Origin of the sequence: Sphingobium sp. SCG-1, assembly GCF_002953135.1 — a bacterium.
Classification (GTDB): domain Bacteria; phylum Pseudomonadota; class Alphaproteobacteria; order Sphingomonadales; family Sphingomonadaceae; genus Sphingobium.
In genome coordinates this window covers 3769137-3792835 of record NZ_CP026372.1, presented here as the reverse complement: position 1 = coordinate 3792835, position 23699 = coordinate 3769137, and the positions used below count along the sequence as shown (strand labels likewise).

14 protein-coding genes are annotated in these 23699 nt (G+C 60.9%); 10 read left to right on the top strand and 4 right to left on the bottom strand.

Annotated elements, in window-relative coordinates; genetic code table 11:
- Positions 1-109: 109 nt before the first annotated feature.
- Positions 110-3301, top strand: a complete 3192-nt coding sequence (locus C1T17_RS17585) for a TonB-dependent receptor (protein WP_223262670.1) — start codon at positions 110-112, stop codon at positions 3299-3301.
- Between the two features lie 113 nt (positions 3302-3414).
- Here the strand turns inward: C1T17_RS17585 and C1T17_RS17580 are convergent, their stop codons facing one another.
- A complete protein-coding gene (locus C1T17_RS17580; RefSeq protein WP_104954553.1) occupies positions 3415-5193 on the bottom strand; it encodes an IlvD/Edd family dehydratase in 1779 nt (592 codons plus the stop codon).
- A 30-nt stretch (positions 5194-5223) separates the two neighbouring features.
- On the bottom strand, positions 5224-6810 hold the full coding sequence (locus tag C1T17_RS17575) for an aldehyde dehydrogenase (NADP(+)) (protein WP_104954552.1): 1587 nt from the start codon (positions 6808-6810) through the stop codon (positions 5224-5226).
- A gap of 163 nt (positions 6811-6973) precedes the next feature.
- Between C1T17_RS17575 and C1T17_RS17570 the strand changes: the two genes are divergently transcribed.
- From C1T17_RS17570 to C1T17_RS17555, 4 genes are read left to right on the top strand one after another with little or no spacing between them, the layout of a single operon-like run.
- The gene (locus tag C1T17_RS17570) at positions 6974-8119 is read left to right on the top strand and encodes a fumarylacetoacetate hydrolase family protein (protein WP_104954551.1); all 1146 of its coding nucleotides are present in this window, start codon (positions 6974-6976) and stop codon (positions 8117-8119) included.
- Positions 8116-8877, top strand: coding sequence for an SDR family NAD(P)-dependent oxidoreductase (locus tag C1T17_RS17565; RefSeq protein WP_104954550.1), 762 nt, complete (start codon positions 8116-8118; stop codon positions 8875-8877). Before C1T17_RS17570 ends, C1T17_RS17565 begins: the two co-directional genes overlap by 4 nt.
- Positions 8878-8881: 4 nt before the next feature.
- Positions 8882-9757 (top strand): SMP-30/gluconolactonase/LRE family protein, encoded by an 876-nt coding sequence (locus C1T17_RS17560; RefSeq protein WP_104954549.1) that lies wholly within the window; start codon positions 8882-8884, stop codon positions 9755-9757.
- Positions 9758-9778: 21 nt separating this feature from the next.
- A complete protein-coding gene (locus C1T17_RS17555) occupies positions 9779-11188 on the top strand; it encodes a sugar porter family MFS transporter (RefSeq protein ID WP_104954548.1) in 1410 nt (469 codons plus the stop codon).
- Between the two features lie 36 nt (positions 11189-11224).
- Here the strand turns inward: C1T17_RS17555 and C1T17_RS17550 are convergent, their stop codons facing one another.
- Together C1T17_RS17550 and C1T17_RS17545 are read right to left on the bottom strand one after the other, a co-directional pair.
- Entirely contained in the window at positions 11225-12289 is a 1065-nt protein-coding gene (locus C1T17_RS17550) for a LacI family DNA-binding transcriptional regulator (protein WP_104954547.1), read from the bottom strand.
- 158 nt (positions 12290-12447) lie between these two features.
- Entirely contained in the window at positions 12448-14601 is a 2154-nt protein-coding gene (locus C1T17_RS17545; protein ID WP_104954546.1) for an alpha-glucuronidase family glycosyl hydrolase, read from the bottom strand.
- Between the two features lie 133 nt (positions 14602-14734).
- On the opposite strand from C1T17_RS17545, the gene C1T17_RS17540 reads away from it, so the two are divergent.
- From C1T17_RS17540 to C1T17_RS17520, 5 genes are all read left to right on the top strand, one after another.
- Positions 14735-17113 carry a glycoside hydrolase family 3 N-terminal domain-containing protein gene (locus C1T17_RS17540; protein WP_104954545.1) on the top strand — a complete coding sequence of 793 codons (2379 nt, stop codon included), beginning with the start codon at positions 14735-14737 and terminating at the stop codon, positions 17111-17113.
- Positions 17110-19485 carry a glycoside hydrolase family 3 N-terminal domain-containing protein gene (locus C1T17_RS17535; protein ID WP_104954544.1) on the top strand — a complete coding sequence of 792 codons (2376 nt, stop codon included), beginning with the start codon at positions 17110-17112 and terminating at the stop codon, positions 19483-19485. Before C1T17_RS17540 ends, C1T17_RS17535 begins: the two co-directional genes overlap by 4 nt.
- 13 nt (positions 19486-19498) lie before the next feature.
- A complete protein-coding gene (gene manD, locus C1T17_RS17530; protein ID WP_104954543.1) occupies positions 19499-20710 on the top strand; it encodes a D-mannonate dehydratase ManD in 1212 nt (403 codons plus the stop codon).
- An 89-nt stretch (positions 20711-20799) separates the two neighbouring features.
- Positions 20800-22038, top strand: coding sequence for an MFS transporter (locus C1T17_RS17525; protein ID WP_104955337.1), 1239 nt, complete (start codon positions 20800-20802; stop codon positions 22036-22038).
- A complete protein-coding gene (locus C1T17_RS17520; RefSeq protein WP_104954542.1) occupies positions 22035-23675 on the top strand; it encodes a DUF5597 domain-containing protein in 1641 nt (546 codons plus the stop codon). The genes C1T17_RS17525 and C1T17_RS17520 overlap by 4 nt, the downstream gene beginning before the upstream one ends.
- The last annotated feature ends 24 nt before the right edge of the window (positions 23676-23699 follow it).

Sequence of the window (23699 nt, the reverse complement as noted above, 5' to 3'; positions counted from 1 at the left end):
ATAAAGATTGACGCCTGCAAATTGATAGCGCTATCAAAAGTGCGTCGCGAATCAATGCGGCGTCAAAGGTAGGCCTCGGGAAATTGGCCGCCTTGTTCGGAGAGGATGTATGGGGAAGAAGCTTAATATCCGTCGTGCAGGCTCGGTTTCGGCATTCTTGCTGGTCACGACCGCCTGGCCCGTGCTCGCGCAGACCGTCAGCACACCCACTCCATCATCCAACAGCAGTGCACAAGAGCCTGCGAACGCGCCCACGCAGGATGGCGCGGGGCAGACTTCACCCACGGCTATCGACTCCTCTGCTCAGCCACCCGCCGACCCTTCTGCGACAGGCGCTGAGGACATCGTCGTCACGGGCTTCCGCGCCTCGCTGCAAAGCCAGACAAATGCCAAGCGCAACTCTGTCGGGTTCACTGACAGCATTTTCGCCGAAGACATCGGCAAATTCCCTGACACCAACATCGCCGAATCCCTGAACCGGATTCCCGGCATCACGATTAGCCGCGAAGTCACCGGCGAAGGTTCCAACGTCGCTATTCGCGGCCTTGGGCCGGCATTCACGCGTGTGCTTCTGAATGGCACGCCAGTGTCCATCGCTTCCGTCCGGTTCGACGCTCAGGGCACGGGCCGCGAGGTTGATCTTGACCTGCTGCCAACCGAATTGTTCACGCAGTTGACGGTAAGCAAATCACCTGTCGCCAGTCAGTTGGAAGGCGGCGCAGCGGGTACGGTGAACCTGCGCTCCGCCCGGCCCTTCGACAACCCCAAGCCTTATATCAGCTATGGCCTGCAGGGTTCCAAAGTCAGCTCTGCAGAGAAGTGGGGCTATCGCGGTCATATCGTCGCCAGCGCGACATTTGGCGACTTCGGCGTGTTGGTCGGCGCTGCTGCCGTCCGCAACAGATTCCGAGTCGATGGGTTCGAGACGATCGGCTGGACCAACCCCAATCTGACTGCTACACAGCGCACTAGTGGTACGCTGAACCCGACAGGTGGCGGCAACTTCACGATCCCAGCTACAGTGCCCGTCAATGCGGGCAACGGCCTTATTACTGGCACTCCGATCACCCAGGCGTTCCTGTTGAGCCAGAACCCGGGTGCAACTATCGATCAGATCGACAACGGTCTGCTCCCCCGCCTGGGTCGCCCGCGAACGGAAGTCGGCGATCGCAAGCGTCAGAATTACATCGCCTCGGTCGAATGGCGTCCGAGTGATGCCCTGCACTTCTATGTCGATGGAATGTACGGCAAGCGCACGACCGAATTCACGCGTACCGCGATGAACTGGGTAGTACGCAACGGCGCAGTCATTCCCCTCAACACGACCTATGATCGGGTAGATTGCGTTACGGGCTGCGTCGTCACCGGCGGCACTTATGCGAATTCGCAATTCTTCCTGGAATATCGTCCATATAAGGACGATCAGGAATTCTGGGGCGTCAATCCGGGCCTCGATTTCGTCGTCAACGACTGGATCAAGGGCGACATTCAGGCAAATTACACCAAGAGCACCTTCCGCCGCGAAAGTCCGACGGTTCTGGTGATTACGCCGCCCAGCAGCGGCGCGACTGTGACCTATGCAAACGATGGCGGCATCCCATCCATCTCCACGAATATCGACCTCAACAATCCCAATAATTTCGGCTGGAACGGCGGCGGTCGCGTCAACCTGAATGGGGAAGACCGCTCCACCAAGACCAAAGGCATTCGTGGCAGCTTGCTCTTCGGCGATGAGCGTCGGTTCAGCGTTCGCGTCGGCGGATCCTTTGACGATACGCAGCGGCGGATCACACCGTTCGACAATACGAACCCCTGGCAGAACGCGATCTGCGGCAACGGTCCAAGCGTAACGTTGCTGGCACCGAACACCACCACCACGCCCTGCACAGGGCTTAGCCAGCCCGGCGTAGCCACTCCGGCAGGGTTCCCGGCCTTTGCCGGTTACGGCACTAACGCAACCGCAGGCGCTCCGCCGATCACTTATGCAGGTTCGTTGATCCCGACCGCTGCGGTGCCAAGCTTCCTGCTGCCCGGAAGTAACGGCTTCATAACGGTGGACTGGGACAAGTTCAAAGGCGCGACCAATTACGACGCCTTGCTGGCCTCCGCGACGGAAACCGGCGCATCGAGCAGCGGTGCCAACGGTGGGTTTATCCGGGAAAAGGTGACCGGCACCTTTATCGAAGGTAACGGCATCATCGATGTCGGCGACAATGTGCTCCGACTGAACGGCGGCGTTCGGTACGTCCGGACCGAGCAACTCGTCGGTGGCCGCGTCAGCGTTCCCGATCCGCGTAACACGCCTCTCACCGGCCCAATTGCCGATGGCGGGCGCTATCCCAACTTCCTGACCTTCCCGATCACTCGCCAAGTCTATTCGAACTTCCTTCCTTCGGCGAGCATAGCGTTCGAATTTGCAGGCAAGGCCGTAGCCCGTGCGTCCATATCGCGGACGATGACGCGTCCCGATCCCAACCAATTGTTGCCGGGCGCAAGCTTCGTTCAGCCGTCAGCAGACATCGGCACAGTCGGCAATAATGAGCTGGACCCATACATCTCGGACAATATCGACCTAGGCTTCGAATATTATACCGGGCGGGAAGGCGTGATCTCGGTCGCCGCGTTCCGCAAATCGATCACCGGCTTTACGGTAAATGGTCTCACGACCCGGCCTTTCTCTTTCCTTGAACAATTCGGCATCAACTTTGAGTCCCTGACGCAGGCGCAACGGGACGCCTTGCAGTCACGCGCCAATGGTCAAGACCCCCGGAATGTGGATGTCGTTATCCAGCAGCAAGTCAATTCGGACGGCAAGTTGAAGGTGAACGGGCTTGAATTCCAGGTCACGCAGCCACTCGACTTCCTGACGAAATATGTCGGTGTCGAAGGGTTCGGTGTACAGGGCAACCTGACGCTGATCGATCAGAAGGGCGAGGGTACGGTTCCACCCGTTGCCTTGGGAGTGGCGCCGACCACCTATACCCTGACCGGCTATTATGAAGGCCACGGCATCTCCAGTCGCTTGACCTACACCTACAACGAAGGGTCGCAGTCTTCGACGCTAAATCAGAACGGCATCCCGCAGGCAGCAATCTTCGGACGGGACTACTCACAACTCGATTTTTCGGGCAACATCGACCTCGGCAAGATCTTCAACAATGACTATTTGCCGACCGTGGTGGTCAACGTGATTAACATCACCAAGGAAGCGCAAAGCTCTTACTTCCAGTACCCCAATGCGACGTTCAACGAATATAATCCGGGTCGTACCGTTCTCGTGGGCATCCGCGGCCGCTTCTAAAGGAAGCACGCTGCACCGGCGGCATAATGAAGGGGTGGCTGACACATCGTCAGCCACCCCCTTTTTTTTATGCTCAGACAGTTGGGGGATCAGCGCCGATCCGGCTCGCCGATCTAGTGATTATGGCGCGGCGTCTTCCGGGCAATGCCGCGATATTTAACGGCCATTTCCAGAACTGCGCCGGTCGCCATTTGACCGGTCTTCTCACGGAACAGTTCTTCCCACGGTGTATTGGACGCGGGGACTGGCGGCGGCGCCTCCAGCAATCGCCGCGCGATCTCCGCCTCATCCACCAGGGCGTTGCACTGCCCGTTATTGATATCGACGCGAATGATATCACCGGTCCGCAGCCAGGCCAGCCCGCCGCCTGCCGCGCTTTCGGGCGAAATGTTGAGGATGGACGGGCTGTCCGAAGTGCCCGACTGCCGCCCGTCGCCCAGCGTCGGCAGCCACTGCACCCCGCGCTGGATCAGCGCGTCTGGCGGCTGCATGTTGACGACTTCCGCCGATCCGGGCCAGCCGATCGGCCCCGCACCGCGCATCACCAAGATGCAGTTCTCATCGATGGACAGCGACGGATCATTGATCCGGTGGTGATAATCCTCACCACCTTCGAAGACGATCGCTCTGCCCTCGAACACACCTTCGGAACCGGGCGTGGAAAGGTAGCGGGTGCGAAACTCTGCGCTGATGACGGAAGTCTTCATGATCCCGAAATCGAAGAGGTTGCCTGAGAGAACGAGGAACCCAGCCTTCTCCCGCAAAGGAGCATCAAAGGCGCGGATGACATCGCGGTCACGCGTCTCCCGGCCCATCAGATTTTCCGCCATGGTCTTGCCGGTCACGGTCACGCAATCGCCCGATAATTTGCCGGCCTGCATCAATTCCCAAAGGATCGCCGGCACGCCGCCCGCGCGATGGAACTTCTCGCCAAGATATCTCCCCGCGGGCTGCATATCCAGCAGCAGCGGCAGGTCGTAACCATGCTCGGTCCAGTCCGAGGCATGCAACTCCACGCCTGCATGGCGGGCCATCGCCATCACATGCGGCTGTGCGTTGCTCGACCCGCCCAATGCGCTGACCACCCGGATCGCGTTGAGGAAGCTTTCGCGCGTCAGCACCTGAGATGGGCGCAAGTCCTCATAGGCCATCTCGACTATGCGGCGACCGGTCTCATAGGCCATCTGCCCGCGTTCCCGATAGGGCGCGGGTATTGCCGCGCAGCCGGTGAGGGAGAGGCCAAGCGCTTCGGCCACCGCGTTCATGGTGGAGGCAGTGCCCATGGTGTTGCAGTGCCCGGCAGACGGCGCGCTGTCGCAAGCGCGCTGGAGAAACTCTTCCTCATCAATCTCTCCTGCCGCCAATTTGCGGCGACTCCGCCAGATAACGGTACCGGAGCCGACCAACTCGCCCTCATGCCAGCCGTCGAGCATCGGCCCGCCCGACAGGACGATCGCGGGAATGTCGACAGTGCTGGCGGCCATGATGCCAGAGGGCGTCGTCTTGTCGCAGCCCGTGGTCAGCACCACGGCATCGATCGGGTAGCCATAGAGGATCTCGACAAGGCCCAGATAAGCGAGGTTGCGGTCGAGCGCCGCGGTCGGACGGCGGCAGTTTTCGAAGATCGGATGGACCGGAAATTCCATCGCGATCCCGCCTGCATCGCGTATGCCGTCCCGCACACGCTTCGCCAGATCGAGGTGAATGCGGTTGCAGGGGCTAAGATCGCTGCCCGTTTGCGCGATGCCGATGATGGGTCGCCCGGAGCGCAATTCTGCGGGCGTGATGCCATAGTTCATGAACCGCTCCAGATAGAGCGCGACCATGTCGGACCGTTCAGGGTCGGAGAACCAGTCCAGCGATCGGAAGCGGGGCTTGTCTGGCGTCGTCATACTCGTGCCTTCCTGACGGCGATAATGGAGTTAGGCCGCTGTTGATGGCAAGCGCAAAGCCCCGTCGATCCGCTGCGGCACGCCCCACGGATTAGCGTCGGCGATCGCCTGCGGAAGCAATGCCGTCGGGAAGCTTTGATAGCATATCGGGCGCAGGAACCGGTCTATGGCCAAAGTGCCGACTGACGTCGTTCGCCCGTCAGACGTAGCGGGGTAGGGGCCGCCATGCACCATCGCGTGACTGACTTCGACGCCCGTGGGCCAGCCGTTCACCAGTATCCGACCGACCTTGCGTTCCAGTATTGGAACGATATCCGCCGCCAGCGGTTCGTCGGCGGCATCCAGGATCAGCGTGGCGGTAAGTTGCCCCTCCAGCGTTGCGATTACGGTCGCGGCTTCCGCCATGTCGCTGACGGTGACGATGATCGAAGAAGAGCCGAAGACCTCGTGCGACAGCGCCGCGTCGGACAGGAACTGCGATGCGCTCGTGCGGAACAGCGCCCCGCGCGCCTGGTTCACACCTTCGCCGACACAGCCTCTCGCCACTGGCGTCACCGCTTGATGCGATTCCAGGGCACCGACGCCCGCTTCGAAGCTGGCATGGATGCCTGGACTCAGCATTGGTTGCGGGTGGCTCGCCAGCAACGCCTGTCCAGCGGCCTCGATGAATGCATCGAGGTCCTGTCCTTCCACGGCGATCAAGAGGCCCGGATTGGTGCAGAACTGGCCTGCACCCATCGTCAGCGACTGAATGAATGCGGGCGCAAGCGCCGCGCCGCGCGCCTTGAGTGCCGAAGGAAACACTATAACCGGGTTGATGGAACTCATCTCGGCATAGACCGGGATCGGTTCCGCCCGATTGGCGGCGATCCGGACCAAGGCGAGGCCCCCGGCGCGCGATCCGGTGAAGCCGACAGCCTTGATACGCGAGTCGGCGACCAATGCGCCGCCCAGTTCATTGCTGGGGCCGGGCAGATAGGAGAACACGCCCTCCGGCAGATTGCAGGCCGCGACTGCCTTTTGAATGGCGCGCGCCACCAACTCGCCAGTGCCGGGATGGGCGGGATGACCCTTCACCACCACCGGACAACCGGCTGCAAGGGCGGAGGCAGTGTCGCCGCCCGCGACGGAGAAGGCGAGCGGGAAGTTGCTGGCCCCAAACACGGCCACAGGACCAATGGCAAGGTGCCGTCGGCGCAGGTCGGGCCGGGGGAGGGGCTGGCGATCCGGCAAGGCGGGATCGATTGTCACTTGGGCCCAGCTTCCTTCGCGAAGCACCTGCGCGAACAGGCGCAACTGGCCCGTCGTGCGGCTACGTTCGCCTTCCAGGCGGGGTCGTGGCAGACCTGTTTCCGCTATGGCCCGCTCAATCAACGCGTCGCCGATCACGACGATCTCTTCGGCTATGGTTTCCAGGAACGTCGCGCGTGTATCAGGCGATGTGTCGGCAAAGGCGATAGCAGCCGCATCGGCCAAACCGCAGGCTTGGGCGACTTCATCCGGTCCCGCGCTGCTGAAGTCAGGCGTTAAAGCCTCGCCCGTTGCGGGATTGATCGCGTCGAAGCGTGCATCGGTCTGGATTTCCGCCGATCCGATAAGCGCCGTACCGTTTATCATGTCTTCACCTTCGTGTTATCGAAATGGAGAGCGAAGTTGACGCATAAATCTGCTTTGTGCGCCGCATCCTCTTGGCATTCGTCATAGTCGTACCCCTCTTGACAGCGAGGGCTTATCGTTGTTGGTAGCGCTATCAAAGAGACGTGTCGAGTAGGAGTTGAGGATGTCCGGGGTTTTTTCCTTGGCGGATGATTTGCCGCCGGATTGGCGGTCGGGCCGCTTCGTGGGCCGGGTTATGCAGGCTGATGGGCCAAGTCCAATTCTCGTTGAGAACGGCGTGGCATATGACATGGCGCAGGTTGCGCCGACGGTCTCCATGCTGCTGGACCGGTTGCCGGTTCAGGCCGAAGCAGGCGAGCCGCTCGGCAGTCTTGATGCGCTGGATCTTCCCTTGCTCAGCCCGGTCGACTTGCAATGCGTAAAGGCATGTGGCGTGACCTTCGCTGTGTCTGCGATCGAACGCGTGATCGAAGAGCGCGCGCGAGGCGATGCAGGCGCTGCCGCCGATATTCGGACAAGGTTAGAGGCACGCATGGGTGGGTCGATCCGCACGACCGTGCCGGGATCGCCAGAGGCAGCGACATTGAAGCAGGCGCTGATCGAGGACGGCATGTGGTCGCAATATCTGGAGGTCGCGATCGGCCCGGATGCGGAAGTGTTCACCAAGGCGCCGGTGCTGGCGACCGTAGGCGCGGGCGCGGAGATTGGCATTCGCTCCGACTCGACTTGGAACAATCCAGAACCGGAAATAGTGCTGATCGTAGACTCGCGCGGCACGCCTGTGGGCGCGACGCTTGGCAACGACGTAAACCTGCGCGATTTTGAAGGCCGCTCGGCGCTCCTGCTCGGCAAGGCGAAGGACAATAACGCGTCCTGTGCATTGGGACCGTTGATCCGCCTGTTCGACGACGGATTCACCATGGACGATGTGCGTGCCGCCGATGTCGAACTAAGGATTGAGGGGCCGGAAGGCTATGTTCTGGAAGGCGTCAGCAACATGGCGCAGATCAGCCGCGATCCGATCGAACTGGTCCGCCAGACGCTGAGCGAGCATCAATATCCCGATGGCTTCGCGCTGTTCCTCGGCACGCTGTTCGCACCCGTGCAGGATCGCGATGAGCCGGGACGTGGCTTCACGCATAAAGTTGGAGACATGGTGTCGATCGCAACGCCGTGCCTTGGCCGCTTGGCCAATCGCGTGGTCACGTCGAAGGACGCGCCGCCATGGGAGCAGGGAATTGGCGCGTTCATGACCAATCTTGCGGAACGCGGCCTTTTGGGTTCGCGCGTCAAGGAACATGCCGCATGAGCGACCGGGCGCACTATCCCAGCCTAGCAGGCAAGCGCGTGTTCATCAGCGGTGGCAGCAGCGGCATAGGTGAGGGGCTGGTGGAGGCCTTTGCCGCGCAAGGTGCACGCGTGGCATTTTGCGACATATTGGAAGCGGAAGCGCAGGCGCTTATCGGACGGCTGCATGATGCCGCCTTTGCGCCATCCTTCTATGCGTGCGACCTCACCGATGTTGCCGCTCTCAGGCATGTCCTGGGACAGGTCGAGAGCGATCTTGGCGGCATCGACATCCTCGTCAACAACGCCGGGAATGACGATCGCCATTCGGTCGATGACGTGACGCCGGAATATTGGGACGAGCGTATGGCAGTCAATCTGCGTCATATGTTCTTCGCGGCGCAGGCGGTCGTGCCTGCCATGAAGAAGGCGGGCGGTGGTGTCATCCTCAACTTCGGCTCGATAAGCTGGCATCTGGGCCTGAAGGATCTCGTGCTGTATCAGACAGCCAAAGCGGGGATCGAGGGGCTGACACGCAGCCTTGCCCGCGACCTGGGACGGGACAATATTCGCGTGAACACGATCGTCCCCGGCAATGTGAAGACGCCGCGGCAAATGAAATGGTACACGCCCGAAGGAGAAGCCGAGATCGTCGCTGCCCAGTGTCTCGACGCGCGCATTTCACCCGCCGACGTAGCCGCACTCGCCCTGTTCCTTGCCTCCGACGATGCGCGGATGTGCACCGGGCATGACTATTTCGTCGATGCGGGCTGGCGCTAAGACAATGGGCGCTACGCCGCAATCCGTGCTGAAGCTGGGCGCGACGCTAGGCGAGGGGCCGATCTGGGTAGAGCGCGACCGTGCGCTCTGGTTCGTCGATATAAAAGCTCCGGCGATCCATCGGTTTGATCCACAGGCAAACAGCCTGCAAAGCTGGGCGGCTCCCGCACAAGTGGGATGGATCGTTCCGGCGGCCGAGGGCGATTTTGTCGTTGGCCTGCAGACGGGAATACATCGGTTTTATCCGTCAACTTCGGCCTATACTTTGCTCCACGCTCCTGAAGCGCACGTGCCGGGCAACCGCCTGAATGATGCGACAGTCGATCCGGAAGGCAATGTCTGGCTCGGCTCCATGGACGATGCCGAAGAGGAGGTAAGCGGTCGAATCTACCGTATGTACAGGGGTGTTGCCATTCCTGCCGGATTGCCGCCGGTGACGATCACCAACGGTCCTGCGATTTCCGCCGACGGGCGCACGCTCTACCATGTCGACACGTTAGGGCGAACGATCTGGCGCAGCCGCACCGACGAGGACGGATCAGTCGCGGACACCGTGTTTTTCGCACAGATCGAGGATGGCGCAGGTTATCCCGACGGGCCTGTCGTCGATGCGGAAGGATGTCTGTGGGTTGGCTTGTTCGGCGGCTGGGGCGTCAGACGTTACGATCCGGCGGGTAAACTGATGGCTTCCGTTGCCTTTCCCGTCGCCAACATTACAAAAATTGCGTTTGGCGGCGAAGATTTATCTACCGCCTATGCCACGACTGCCCGCAAGGGGTTGAGCGAGGCGCAGTTGCAGGAACAGCCGCTCGCGGGCGATCTGTTCGCATTTGATCCCGGTGTTCGGGGGCTTCCAGCCCATCAGGCAATAATATCATAATGTTGGAGAGAAGGACGAAGGATGCACGAGGGGAGCGCTGAGAAGGTCAACATGGCCTTCGTTGCCGCAATCGTTGCCGTGGCGACGATTGGTGGCTTCATGTTCGGATATGATTCCGGCGTCATCAACGGCACGCAGGAGGGCCTGGAACAGGCGTTCGACCTCTCCAAGCTGGGCACGGGCTTCAACGTTGGCGCGATCCTGATCGGCTGTGCGATCGGCGCGTTCCTGGCGGGACGGCTTGCCGACCTGATCGGCCGTAGAACGGTGATGATGATCGCGGCATTGTTGTTCGTCGCCAGCGCGATTGCGGCGGGTGCGGCGAACTCCTCGCTGCTGTTCATTCTGGCGCGCATCGTCGGCGGTTTCGGTGTCGGCGCAGCCAGTGTGCTTTCTCCGGTATATATCAGCGAAGTGACGCCTGCCGCTATTCGTGGGCGACTCTCTTCCATCCAGCAAATCATGATTATCACGGGCCTGACGGGCGCGTTCGTTGCCAATTACGTGCTGGCGCACTCGGCTGGCGGATCGATGGCGCCGCTCTGGTTGGGCCTGCCTGCATGGCGCTGGATGTTCTGGATGCAGGTTATTCCCGCCGCGATCTATTTCGTGGCGTTGCTGTTCATTCCAGAAAGCCCACGCTATCTCGTTGCCCGCGGGCGTGAGGAAGATGCGCGCCAGGTTCTGACGCGCCTGTTTGGTCCGACGGAAGCAAATCGCAAAGTCGCCGAGATCAGCGCAAGCCTTGCGACGGACCATCATCGACCGAAATTCGCGGACCTGATCGACCGCACCAGCGGCAAGGTGCGTCCAATCGTCTGGACCGGCATCGGGCTTGCCATGTTTCAGCAGCTCGTGGGTATCAATATCGTCTTCTATTACGGCGCGGTGCTCTGGCAATCGGTCGGCTTCAGTGAAAACGACGCGCTGTTAATCAACATCCTGTCCGGGTCGCTGTCGATTCTAGCCTGCGTCGCGACGGTGTTCCTGATCGACCGCATCGGCCGCAAGCCGCTGCTTCTTATCGGCTCGGCAGGAATGACGGTCACGCTCGCGATCGTGGCGATCTGCTTCTCCACCGGTTCGTTCGAGGGCGGCAGCCTGCGCCTGTCCGACCAGCTGGGCACCACTGCCCTGTTGGCCGCCAACTTCTACGTGATCTTCTTCAATCTGAGCTGGGGGCCAGTCATGTGGGTCATGCTGGGGGAAATGTATCCGAACCAGATACGCGGGTCTGGCCTTGCCATCGCCGGCTTTGCTCAGTGGATCACGAACTTCCTCATCTCCATGAGCTTCCCTGCACTGGCGGCAGGCGTCGGATTACCCGTCACTTACGGCTTCTATGCCCTTGCCGCGTTTCTGTCTTTCTTCTTCGTGCGCAAGATGGTGCATGAAACGAAGGGCCGTGAACTTGAGGATATGGTCGGCTAGGCGCCTTCCTTGTCTCACGCGGAAGCGTCCGCGCCGCTATGCCTTACGGGGACGGCGGCGCGGAGCAGCGTCGGACTGCCGACGGACCAAACTATAATCCAGCAAGATGCGGCTTGGCGGTTCGTCCTTCTCCATCTTTCCGGCCCTGATCTCACGTACCAGAAGCTCCACCGCCGCGCGTGACATATCGCTGATCGGCTGGTGAATGGTCGTGAGTTCGGGCCAGATAGTCGTCGCAAGCGGCGTGTCGTCAAAGCCGCAGACCGTCAGATCGCCGGGCACATCCAGCCCCCGCCGATGCGCGATTGCGACGGTCGCAGCCGCCATGTCGTCGTTGCTCGCGAAGATGGCCGTAGGCGGCTCAGGCAAATCCAGGATTTGCTCGGCGGCGTCGAGGCCCGACCGGTAAGTGAAGAGGCCTTGCGCCACCAGAGTCTCGTCGGTGTCGATGCCTGCTTCCGAAAGCGCCAGCGCATAGCCTTCCAAGCGTCGCTCGCTGGCGCTCTGGTTCGGGTTGCCGCGTATGAAGCCGATCCGGCTGTGGCCCAGCGCGATCAGATGCCGCGTCATCTCATAAGCGGCATGATGATCGTCAATGCTGACGACGGACATCCGCTTGGGTATGCGGCCGGTCGCAACCGCAACGGCAGGGATCATGGCGGCCGCCAGCGCCCGAAGCATTTCCAGCGAATCGCAAAGCGGCGGCGGCAGGATCACGCCATCGATGCGGCCGCGCGACAGGTGGTCGACGGCCGCTTTGACGGACATGTCTTCACTGAACTTCTCGACCACCAGATGCACATTGCTGCGGCTGGCCTGATCCAGACTGCCCATCAGAAACTCGCTGAGATACGATGAGGACGGGTTGCTGTAGAGCAGGCCGATCCGCGTTTCTTCCCCGCCCGCCAGGCTGCGTGCTGCCGCGCTGGGTGCGTAATTCAACGCGGCGATCGAATGTTCTACCTTCTCCCGCGTCGCTGCCTTAACGATCTGTTCGCCGTTTATGACGCGAGAGACGGTCATCGGCGACACACCGGCATGTTTGGCCACGTCGTTGATGGTCGGCGCATTGCGCTGACGCCGGGAAGTCTTGGCTTCCATCAGGAAACCGCGTTTTCCGGCGATGAGGACGAGTTTCGATACATTACCGGAATAGTAGCGGCAACGTTCGTGAAAGCTAAGGAGAAATGCGTACCCTGCGGCGTTTCGGTCAACTTTTCCTCCTGTCGGGTTGTCGCGAGGGTCGTATCAAAAGCCGTTCATGGATTTCCTGGCGCATAAGGAAAGCGCTGAGCTTCGTACCAGTCCAGCGGATGCTCCGGTGGAGAAGCACCGGCGGGCAGCGGCCGCTTTGAAAAGGTCTGGAAGTAGGCGATGCTCGCGTCGCGCCACCAGCGGGCTTCACGTGCTTGTATGGCAAGGAACGTTTCGGTTTGGGAGAACCGCTCAGGGTCGACATAGGGGCGCAACTTGTCCCACGCCGTCCGCATCTCGCCTACATAGGCAACGCCTGCATCATAGTGATGGACAAGGTTGGTCCAGAGCGTCTCGCCCGAGGGCAGGCGGTAGTCCCATCCGATATGATGAAACCATAGCAGATCGCGTTCGGCCGTCGTCTTGGGACTGGCAAGGCGGCGCGCGAGTTGCGGCGCATATTGGCTGATGGCATTGCTGCCGCTGCGAGTCCGGTCGAAGCCTATGCCGTTCGCGTCGGCGCGATGATAATAGACGGGGTTCCATTCGGGGCGAGCCAGGTCCGACACCCAGGGTGCCGGGCCGTAATGATGGCCTGTAGCCATCACATGCGCCAGACCGAGCGGCGTCATGTAGTTCACGGCGGCTTCGCGTGAGCCCATCATCATCTTCACCACAGGTCCGACGAAGCGCGGATCGGCAGTGAACGTCTGCGCCGCCCACTCCTGAGCGACGGCCTCGGCGGATATTTCGGGGTTCCATGCAAAGCGACCGAACGCGTACCAATCGGCTTGGTTGAAGATCGATCCGCTCCAGTCCCGATCTCCGCCGATATTGGCTACACCCGCTATACCGGTGAGCGTGTGACCCTCCAGACTGCCGTCGACAACCTTCGCGATGGTCGATCCCTTGCCCTTTGCGAAAGTGTCGCTCTTGAGCGTCTCTTCGAACAGCGGGCCGAGATAGGTGAGGTGCGTGGACTGGCCCAGATACTCCTTGGTGATCTGGAATTCCATCATCAGCGGCGTCTTGGGCATTGCACCAAACAGCGGGTGAAATGGTTCGCGCGGTTGGAAATCAATCGCGCCGTTTTTCACCTGCACTATGACGTTGTCAGCGAATTTTCCGTCGAGTGGCTTGAAGTCGGCATAGGCCTGCTTTGCCCGGTCATCGGGATTGTCATGCGCATAGACAAAGGCGCGCCACATAACGATGCCGCCGTGGGGCTTTACCGCCGCCGCCAGCATGTTTGCGCCGTCCGCATGTGTGCGCTTGTAATCCTGCGGGCCGGGTTGCCCTTCGGAGTTGGCCTTCACGAGGAAACCGCCGAAATCGGGTATCGCGCGGTAGATTTCATCGGCCTTGGCTTTCCACCACGCCGCCACCTGCGGATCGAGCGGGTCGGCGGTCTTCAGCCCGCCGATTTCCATCGGCGCTGTCCAGCGGGCGGACAGATAGACCTTTATGCCATAGGGACGAAACACGTCGGCCAGCGCCGCGGCTTTGGCGATATACGGGGCGGTCAGGCTGTCCGACTTGGCATTCACATTGTTCAGGACCGTGCCGTTGATGCCGATGGAAGCGTTGGCGCGGGCATAATCGGCATATCGCGGACCCCTCCAGTCCGGCAGGCGCCACCAGTCCCAGATAGATTCTCCTGAATATCCGCGCTCGACTGTACGATCGAGATTGTCCCAGTGATTGAGGAGCCGCAGCTTGGTGCGTGGGACGCTACGGACTGCGATCTGATCGAGCGTTGCACCGGTTTGCGCGAGGCGTAGAAAGTGGAAGACGCCATAGAGCAGGCCCTGGTCCTTTGCTGCTGCGATGATCGTAACGGACTTGCCGTCGGTGGTGAGGCTGCGAATCACATATCCGTCGGGACCAAGATCGGAGAGGCTGAGAGGCAGCCTTGCGAGGTCCGGCGAATCGGCAAGCGTCGTCAACCATATTGCCCCAGTTTGCGGTGCTGAGACTTGGTTGGGCGCACGCCCTGTCAGTCCTTTGATGCCCTTGATGAGTTCCTCCCGCGCGAGAGCGGCGGTGGTGGATTTTCCGGGCGCGACGAGGCTGTTGGCTCGGCTGGAAAGAGCGGAAAGCACTGGTTCTTGCGCCTTGGGATAGCGCAGCCATAGATCATAGCCATCCTCCGCGCTGGCCGCCGGAGCTAGCGCCAGAAACAGCATGGCAACGATGTAGCAAAACACCTGCATCGGCATTGAAACCTCTCCCGAAATCGTCTTGCCAATCCCGCGAGGGGGCATTGACAACCTCATCTTGTCTGCGCAATGGTAACGCTATCAATAGAACGACGGCAACTAAAAAGTCGCTTTGAGAAAATGGAGAGAGACGTTGCGGGCCTGTCAGTTTTTCGGTGCGGCTTCTGTTCTGGCGCTGCTTGTCTGTGCGCCCGCCTGTTCGGTCGATGCTGCCCCTGCCAAAGCGGCGGAACGCAAACAGTCTCTCTACAGGGACGCCCGTCAACCTATCGAAGCGCGTGTCGACGATCTTCTAAAGAGGATGACACTTGAGGAGAAGATCGCGCAAATCACCACCGTCTGGGACGGCAAGGTAGCAATCTTCGATGACAAGCTTCAGCTCGATCCGTCCAAGCTGAAGGCGCAATTTCCGGACGGTCTCGGTCATTTTGCCCGACCGTCCGATGCCAAGGGAGCCGTGAGTCCTCGGGTCGCACCGGGACGCAACCCGCGTCAGACGGTTGCGCTCGTGAATGCGCTGCAACGATGGGCAACGACCCAGACTCGATTGGGCATTCCGATCCTCTTCCATGAGGAAGGTCTGCATGGATATGCCGCAGTGGCCGCAACCAGCTTTCCGCAATCCATCGCCATGGCATCCGCTTTCGACCCTGACATGGTACGGGACGTCAACACGGTCATCGCCCGCGAAATCCGTTCGCGTGGCGTGAGCCTTGTGCTCTCGCCAGTGGTGGATATCGCCCGCGATCCACGTTGGGGCCGCATAGAGGAAACCTTTGGGGAAGATCCCTACCTTGTCGGCGAAATGGGCGTAGCGGCCGTCGAGGGGTTACAAGGCGCGGGCCGCAGCCGCCTGTTGCCTCCCGGTCACGTCTTCGCAACCCTCAAGCACCTCACCGGCCATGGACAGCCGGAGAGCGGCACCAATGTCGGTCCCGCGCCTATTTCCCAGCGCGAGTTGCGCGAAAATTTCTTCCCTCCCTTCGAGCAAGTTGTGAAGCGGACGGGGATCGAGGCGGTGATGGCCTCGTACAATGAAATCGATGGCGTGCCGAGCCACGCCAATAAATGGCTGCTGGACGACGTTCTGCGCGGCGAATGGGGTTTTCAGGGCGCGGTCGTCAGCGATTACTCCGCGATCGATCAGTTGATGAGCATTCACCATATCGCCGATAATCTGGAGGACGCGGCAAAACGCGCGCTCGATGCAGGGGTCGATGCCGATCTGCCCGATGGCGTGTCGTACAAGCTGCTGACCAAGGCCGTGCGCGAAGGACGGGTGGACGCGGCCAAAGTCGACATGGCTGTTCGACGGATGCTTGAGCTGAAGTTCCGTGCCGGCCTGTTTGAAAATCCTTATGTCGACGCGGCCGCTTCCGAAGCGATCACGAATAATGCGGAAGCGCGCGCTTTGGCGCTGAAGGCCGCGCAGCGTTCGATCACACTGCTGAAGAACGACGGCATGTTGCCACTGAAGCCGGAAGGCACGATCGCGGTGATCGGCCCGAGCGCGGCTGTGGCGCGACTGGGTGGTTATTATGGTCAGCCGCCGCATAGCGTTTCCATTCTGGAAGGCATCAAGACGAAAGTCGGCACGCGCGCCAACATCGTTTTCGCGCAGGGTGTGAAAATCACCGAAAACGATGACTGGTGGGAGGACAAGGTCACCAAATCAGACCCTGCCGAGAACCGTAAGCTGATCGCACAAGCCGTCGAAGCGGCGAAGGGTGTCGATCGCATAATACTGACGCTGGGCGATACGGAGCAGTCCAGCCGGGAAGGTTGGGCGAACAATCATTTGGGCGATCGACCCAGCCTTGATCTGGTTGGTGAGCAGCAGGAACTGTTCGACGCTTTGAAGGCGCTCGGCAAACCCATTACGGTCGTGCTCATCAATGGTCGCCCCGCTTCCACGGTGAAGATTTCCGAAGAGGCAAATGCACTGGTGGAGGGCTGGTATCTGGGCGAGCAGGGCGGAAACGCCATGGCCGATGTCCTTTTCGGTGACGTCAATCCCGGCGGCAAGCTGCCCGTGACGATCCCGCGTTCGGTCGGACAGTTGCCGATGTTCTACAACGCCAAGCCCAGCGCGCGCCGGGGCTATCTGTTCGATACTACGGCGCCGCTCTATCCCTTCGGATACGGGCTTAGCTACACCAGCTTCGATCTAGGAGCGCCCAGCCTTTCCGCTTCTCGAATGGGAACAGGGGGGGTGGTAACTGTCTCGGTTGACGTGCGGAACACCGGCGTCCGCAGCGGCGACGAGACCGTGCAGCTTTATGTGCGCGACAAGGTGAGTTCGGTCACGCGGCCGATCAAGGAGCTGAAGGGCTTTCAGCGCGTCACGCTGAAGCCCGGCGAAGCCCGCACGGTGCGCTTCACCATAGACCCGAAGGCGCTGCAGATGTGGAACGACAAGATGGAGCGTGTGGTGGAACCGGGCGAGTTCGAGATCATGACCGGCCCCAATTCGGTCGATCTGAAGTCCGTAACGCTGACGGTGGTCCCGTGAAACACGCTGCTTTCGCCCGCCGCCAGGTACTTGGATTGCTTGGCTCCACTTCGCTGGTCGCAGCCGCACCTTTGGCCGCGAAGAGCAACGGGCCGCTCTACAAGGACGCCTCCGCGCCTATAGACCTGCGGGTACGCGACTTGCTCGGGCGGATGACGCTGGAGGAGAAGGTCGGGCAGATCATTGCGCTTTGGGCCACCAAGGCGGACATCATGGATGACCTGACGTTCTCGCCCGCCAAGGCGTCCAAGGCGTATCCCGCCAGCTTCGGGCAGATCACTCGCCCGTCCGATCGTCGCGGCGCACCTGCGGGATCGACGCAGGCAGGAGGCACCGGCGCACGATGGCGCACGCCCGCTGATACGGTTACGTTCATCAACGCTGTCCAGCGCTGGGCCACGAAAGAAACGCGCCTTGGCATTCCGGTGCTCTTCCATGAGGAGTCGCTCCATGGCTATATGGCGACGGACGCGACGATGTTTCCGATGGCGATTGGTCTGGCAGGCAGCTTCGATCGACAACTGATGGAAGACGTCCAGTCCGTAATCGCGCGGGAAGTGCGTGCGCGCGGCGTGCATCTGGCCTTGTCGCCTGTGGTCGACATTGCGCGCGATCCGCGGTGGGGGCGGATCGAGGAAACCTTTGGCGAAGATCCGTATCTCTGCGGGGAAATGGGTGTCGCTGCAGTGCGCGGCCTTCAGGGGGACGGCAAGACGCTTCCTCCCGGCAAAGTGTTCGCCACGCTCAAGCACATGACGGGCCATGGTCAACCCGAAAGCGGAGAGAACATCGCACCTGCGCCGATTGCGGAACGCGAACTGCGGGAGAATTTCTTCCCACCCTTCCGTGCCGTCGTGAAGCGCACCGGCATTGCGGCGGTGATGCCTTCGTACAATGAGATCGATGGCGTTCCCAGTCATATGAACCGTTGGCTTCTTGGCGACATCCTGCGCGGCGAATGGGGTTTCGATGGCGCTGTCGTCAGCGACTATGGTGCGGTTCCCGAACTGGACACTATTCATCATGTCCAGTCCGACTTGAAGGCTGCGGCGCGCGCTGCGCTTCGTGCAGGCGTGGATTGCGAATTGCCCGATGGCTTTGCCTTTCGGACGCTTGTCGAGCAGGTGCGTTCGGGCGAAGTGCCCGCCGAAGCTGTGGACACCGCCTGCGCGCGTATGTTGACGCTGAAGTTTCGGGCTGGCCTGTTTGAAGAACCCTGGCCGAATTCCGGCTTCGACCGGCTGACCGGCAATGCCGAAGCCCGTGCGCTGGCGCTCAAGTCCGCGCAAAAGTCGATTGTGCTACTGAAGAACGATGGCGTTCTGCCCTTGAAAGCGGGCGCGCATCGCACCGTTGCGGTGATTGGCCCCAATGCGGCGATTGCGAGACTAGGCGGCTATTCCAGCATCCCGCGGCAGGCGATTTCCTTGCTGGAAGGCGTCACGGCCAAGCTCGCCGGAAAAGCCGAGGTGGTCCATGCGCAGGGCGTCTTCATCACCCAGAGCGAAGATCGTTCCATCGATGAGGTGTTGCTCGCCGATCCCGCCAAGAACCGCCAACTCATTGCCGAGGCGGTGGAGGTCGCGAAGCGTGCCGATGTCGTTCTGCTGGCGATCGGCGATACTGAGCAGACCAGTCGCGAAGGCTTTGCCGCCAATCATCTGGGCGACCGTACCAGCCTTGATCTGGTCGGCGAGCAGAACGCGCTTTTCCTGGCGCTGGCCAAAGTTGGTAAGCCTATCGTCGTTTGTGCGATCAATGGCCGCCCGCCGAGCTATCCCGCCGTAGTGGAGGGTGCCAACGCAATGCTGGAGTGCTGGTATCCGGGGCAGGAGGGCGGCACGGCAATGGCCGATGTGCTCTTTGGTGACATAAATCCCGGCGCAAAACTGCCGGTGACGGTTGCGCGCGACGCGGGGCAGATCCCGGTGTTTTACAACCATAAGCCGTCCGCGCGGCGGGGCTATGTGTTCGAGGACATCGAGCCGCTTTTCCCCTTCGGCTTCGGCCTTAGCTATACCACGTTCGAGACAGGCGCCCCGCGGCTGTCATCTGCACGAATAGGAACTGGTGGTGAAGTTTCGGTCGAGATCGACGTGCGTAATACTGGCTCACGCACAGGCGACGAAGTGGTCCAGCTTTATGTGCATGACCGCACGGCGTCTGTCACGCGTCCGATCAAGGAATTGAAGGGCTTCGAGCGGGTCACCCTGGCTCCCGGCGAGAGCCGCACCGTCAGCATCACACTGCGTCCCGATGCTTTCTCGCTCTGGAACCAGAGGATGGAGGAAGTCGTCGAACCCGGCCTGTTCGACATCATGGCTGGCCCCAACAGCCGCGACCTGAAATCCACGACGCTCGAAATCATCTGAACGGGACTAATCGATGCCGAAAATCACCAGCGCCAAGGTCATTGTCACTTGCCCCGGCCGAAACTTTGTGACGCTCAAGATTGAAACCGACGAAGGGGTCTATGGCCTTGGCGACGCTACGCTCAACGGGCGTGAATTGTCCGTGGCGAGTTATCTGACGGACCATGTGATCCCATGCCTGATCGGGCGCGACGCGCACCGGATCGAGGATATCTGGCAGTATCTCTACAAAGGCGCATATTGGCGGCGAGGCCCTGTGACGATGAGCGCGATCGCGGCGGTCGATACGGCCTTGTGGGATATTAAGGGCAAAATCGCTGGCCTACCGGTTTATCAGCTTCTGGGCGGTGCGAGCCGGGAAGGCGTCATGGTCTATGGCCACGCCAATGGGACGACGATCGAGGACACGATCGAGACGGCGAAGGTTTACAAGGATGAGGGCTACAAGGCGATCCGAATACAGTGCGGCGTGCCGGGTTTACCGTCCACTTATGGTGTTTCGAAAGATCGCTACTTCTACGAACCCGCCGATGCCGACCTGCCGACCGAGAATGTCTGGTCGACCGAGAAATATCTGCGGGTCGTACCCGAACTCTTCAAGGCTGCGCGCGAGGCGCTGGGCTGGGACGTTCACCTGCTGCACGATATCCATCACCGCCTGACGCCGATCGAGGCCGGGCGGCTGGGCAAGGATTTGGAGCAGTATCGCCCGTTCTGGCTGGAGGACGCCACACCCGCTGAAAACCAGGAGGCGTTCCGACTGATCCGCCAGCACACGACCACGCCACTGGCAGTGGGCGAAATCTTCAACTCGATCTGGGACGCGAAGGATCTGATCCAGAACCAGTTGATCGATTATATTCGGGCGACTGTAGTGCACGCGGGCGGCATCAGCCACTTGCGCAAGATTGCGAACCTTGCGGATCTCTATCAGGTTCGCACTGGCTGCCACGGCGCGACCGACCTGTCGCCGGTCTGCATGGCGGCCGCGCTGCATTTCGACCTGTCGGTACCGAATTTCGGCGTGCAGGAATATATGCGGCACACCCCCGAGACCGATGCGGTATTCCCGCACGCCTATACATTCGATCGCGGCATGATGCATCCCGGCGACAAACCGGGGCTGGGTGTGGAAATCGACGAGGAACTTGCTGCCCAGTATGAATATAAGCGTGCCTTCCTGCCGGTGAACCGGCTGGAAGACGGCACGATGTACAACTGGTGACCTCCGTGAGCGACATCGCGTCCGCTGCGCTGGACGCACCCGAAGCGGCTATCCGTGCCGTGCCTAAGCCGCGCGGGCGTGTGCGCTGGATGATCTGCGCGCTGCTGTTCGCAGCAGTGGTCTTGTCATACATCGACCGGCTGGTTTTGGGAGTGCTCAAACCGCAGCTTGAGGTGCTCTACGGCTGGACTAACACCGGCTACGGCGACATCACCGGTTATTTTCAGGTTTTCTACGGCCTTGGCTTTTTGGGCTTCGGCTGGCTGATCGACCGGATCGGGCCAAAGCTCGGCTACATGCTCGCGATGGGAAGCTGGACGCTGGGTCACTTCGCACAGATTCTGGTGACGAGCACAACAGGTTTCGTCATCGCGCGGATACCACTGGCGCTGGGCGAGGCCGGAACCTATCCGTCAGCACTGGCCGCAGTGTCGCAATGGTTCCCCAAGCAGGAGCGTGCGCTCGCCATCGGCATCTTCAATGCGGGGGCCAATGTCGGGGCTGTGGTGACGCCGCTGCTGATATCCTTCATCGTCGCCGGATTGCTGTTGGACTGGCGTTGGGCCTTCATCATCACAGGGCTTTTCAACCTGGTCTGGCTTGCAGTGTGGTGGCGATATTATCGCAAACCAGCCGATCACAAGACGATCACGCATGAAGAGCGCGCTTGGGTCGAGGCGGAACCGCAACAGGACGTGGGTCGCGCCGGGTTCCGTCAGGTGCTGCGCTATCGCCAGACTTGGGCCTATATGACCGGGCGTTTTCTGATCGATCCCGTCTGGTGGACGTTCCTGTTCTGGTTGCCAGATTTCTTCAGCAAGCAATATGGCTATGACCTGAAAAGCTTCGGGCCGCCGCTGGTAGCGATCTATGTTCTGGCGGATGTCGGAGCAATCGCGGGGGGATGGTATTCGTCTCACCTGCTCAAGAAGGGCCGCGCGACAGGGACGGCACGAAAGCGGGCGATGTTCGCCTGTGCGCTTTTCGCGCTTCCGGTCATGTTCGCGGTGCAGGCAAGCAACATATGGATCGCGGTCGCCTTCATCGGCCTTGCCTGCGCCGCGCATCAGGGTTTTTCGACGAACCTGTTTGCGCTACCCGGTGACCTGTTCCCCCGTTATGCCCAGGGAACTTTGATCGGTCTTGGCGGCTTCGCGGGAGCAGCTGGCGGCTTTATCGCCTCCAAGTCGTTGGGCATGTTGCTGGACCGGGTCGGCAGCTACGAACCCTTCTTCATCGCGTGCGGCATGGCCTACCTTCTGGCGCTGCTCGCCACGCATCTTCTCAATCCTCGCTACGCTACTGTGAACATGGGGCAGCCCGCATGATGAGATTTTCTGTCAAAGCAGGCTGCGCGCTGCTGTCGATCCTCGCTACAGCGCCACTCGCTGCCGAACCCACCAAGCTCGTGAAGCAAGGCACCGCCACGCAGTTACAGGTGAACGGCAAGCCGATGCTGCTCATCGCGGGTGAGCTCGGCAACAGCAGCGCTTCCAGTGCGGCCTATATGGCGCCGCACTGGAAGCGATTGAAGGACATGCACCTCAACACCGTGCTGGCCCCTGTGTCGTGGGAGCTGATCGAGCCGGTCGAAGGGCGGTTCGACTGGTCATCCGTGGATGCCCTGATACGCGACGCCCGCGCGCATGACTTAAAGCTGGTGATCCTATGGTTTGGCGCGTGGAAGAACAGCATGTCGACCTATGTACCGGCATGGGTGAAGCGCGATCAGCAGCGCTTTCCCCGCGCAGCGCTGCCGAACGGGCAGGGTGTTGAAATACTCTCCGCAATGGCGCCTGCCACACTTGACGCGGACAGCCGTGCTTTTGCGGCTCTGATGGCGCATATCAAGGCGACCGACGATAAGCAGAACACCGTGGTGATGACGCAAGTCGAGAATGAAATAGGCATGTTGCCGGTCGCGCGCGATTATGGCCCGCTGGCGGAGCAGGCATTTCGCCAGCCGGTCCCTGCCGAACTCACGACATATCTCACTCAGCATCGCGACACCTTGGTCCCCGAGATGAAGCAGCTATGGGAAGGGCAGGGTGCGAAGACCGCCGGCACCTGGGCAGAAATATTCGGTCCGGGGCATGAAGCCGAGGAAGTCTTCACAGCGTGGTATTATGCGCGCTTCGCCAACGGACTGTCAGCTGCCGGAAAAGCCGCATATCCGATGCCGATGTACGTCAATGTGGCGCTGAACCGTCCCGGCCGCCTGCCGGGCGAATATCCCAGCGGGGGGCCGCTGCCACATCTGATCGATGTGTGGAAGGCAGGTGCCCCAGCCATCGACTTCATCGCGCCCGATATCTATTTCCCGAACTTCGTCGACATCGTTCACCGATACAAACGGCCCGACAACCCGCTGTTCATTCCGGAGGCCAATAACGCCGATCACCCGCAGGTGCCCGGCAACGCATTTTACGCCATAGGAAAGCTGGACGCGATTGGCTTCGGACCGTTTTCCATCGAGTCGGTTGACGAAAAGCCCGGCGCATTGGGTGACGCCTATGACATTCTGGACCAGCTCGCTCCACAGATCCTCGCGGCGCAGGGGCTCGGTCGTATGTCGGCCTTCAGGCCGCGCGCGCTGTACGACGAAACCATCATCTATGAGCCGGTGACGGAGACGATTGGCGACTATCGCTTCACCGTCGCTTTTGCCGACATCCAGAAACCTGTTCCGACTCCCGAGACCGGCAACGCCGGAGGCATCATCATCCAGACGGGGCCGGAAGAATATCTCGTGGCAGGACAGGGGATCACCGTCACCTTCCGGCCGGTCGGACAGGGGCCAGGTCTTGCAGGTATCGAAAGCGCCTGGGAAGGGCGTTTCGATGCGTCGGGGCAGTGGAACGCAGGGCGCTTGTTGAACGGCGACCAGACTCATCAGGGGCGACATGTCCGCCTGCCGCCCGGCGATTTCCAGATCCAGAAGGTTCGCCTTTACCGCTACCAATAGCGGTGCGAAGCTTCCGACGCAGCG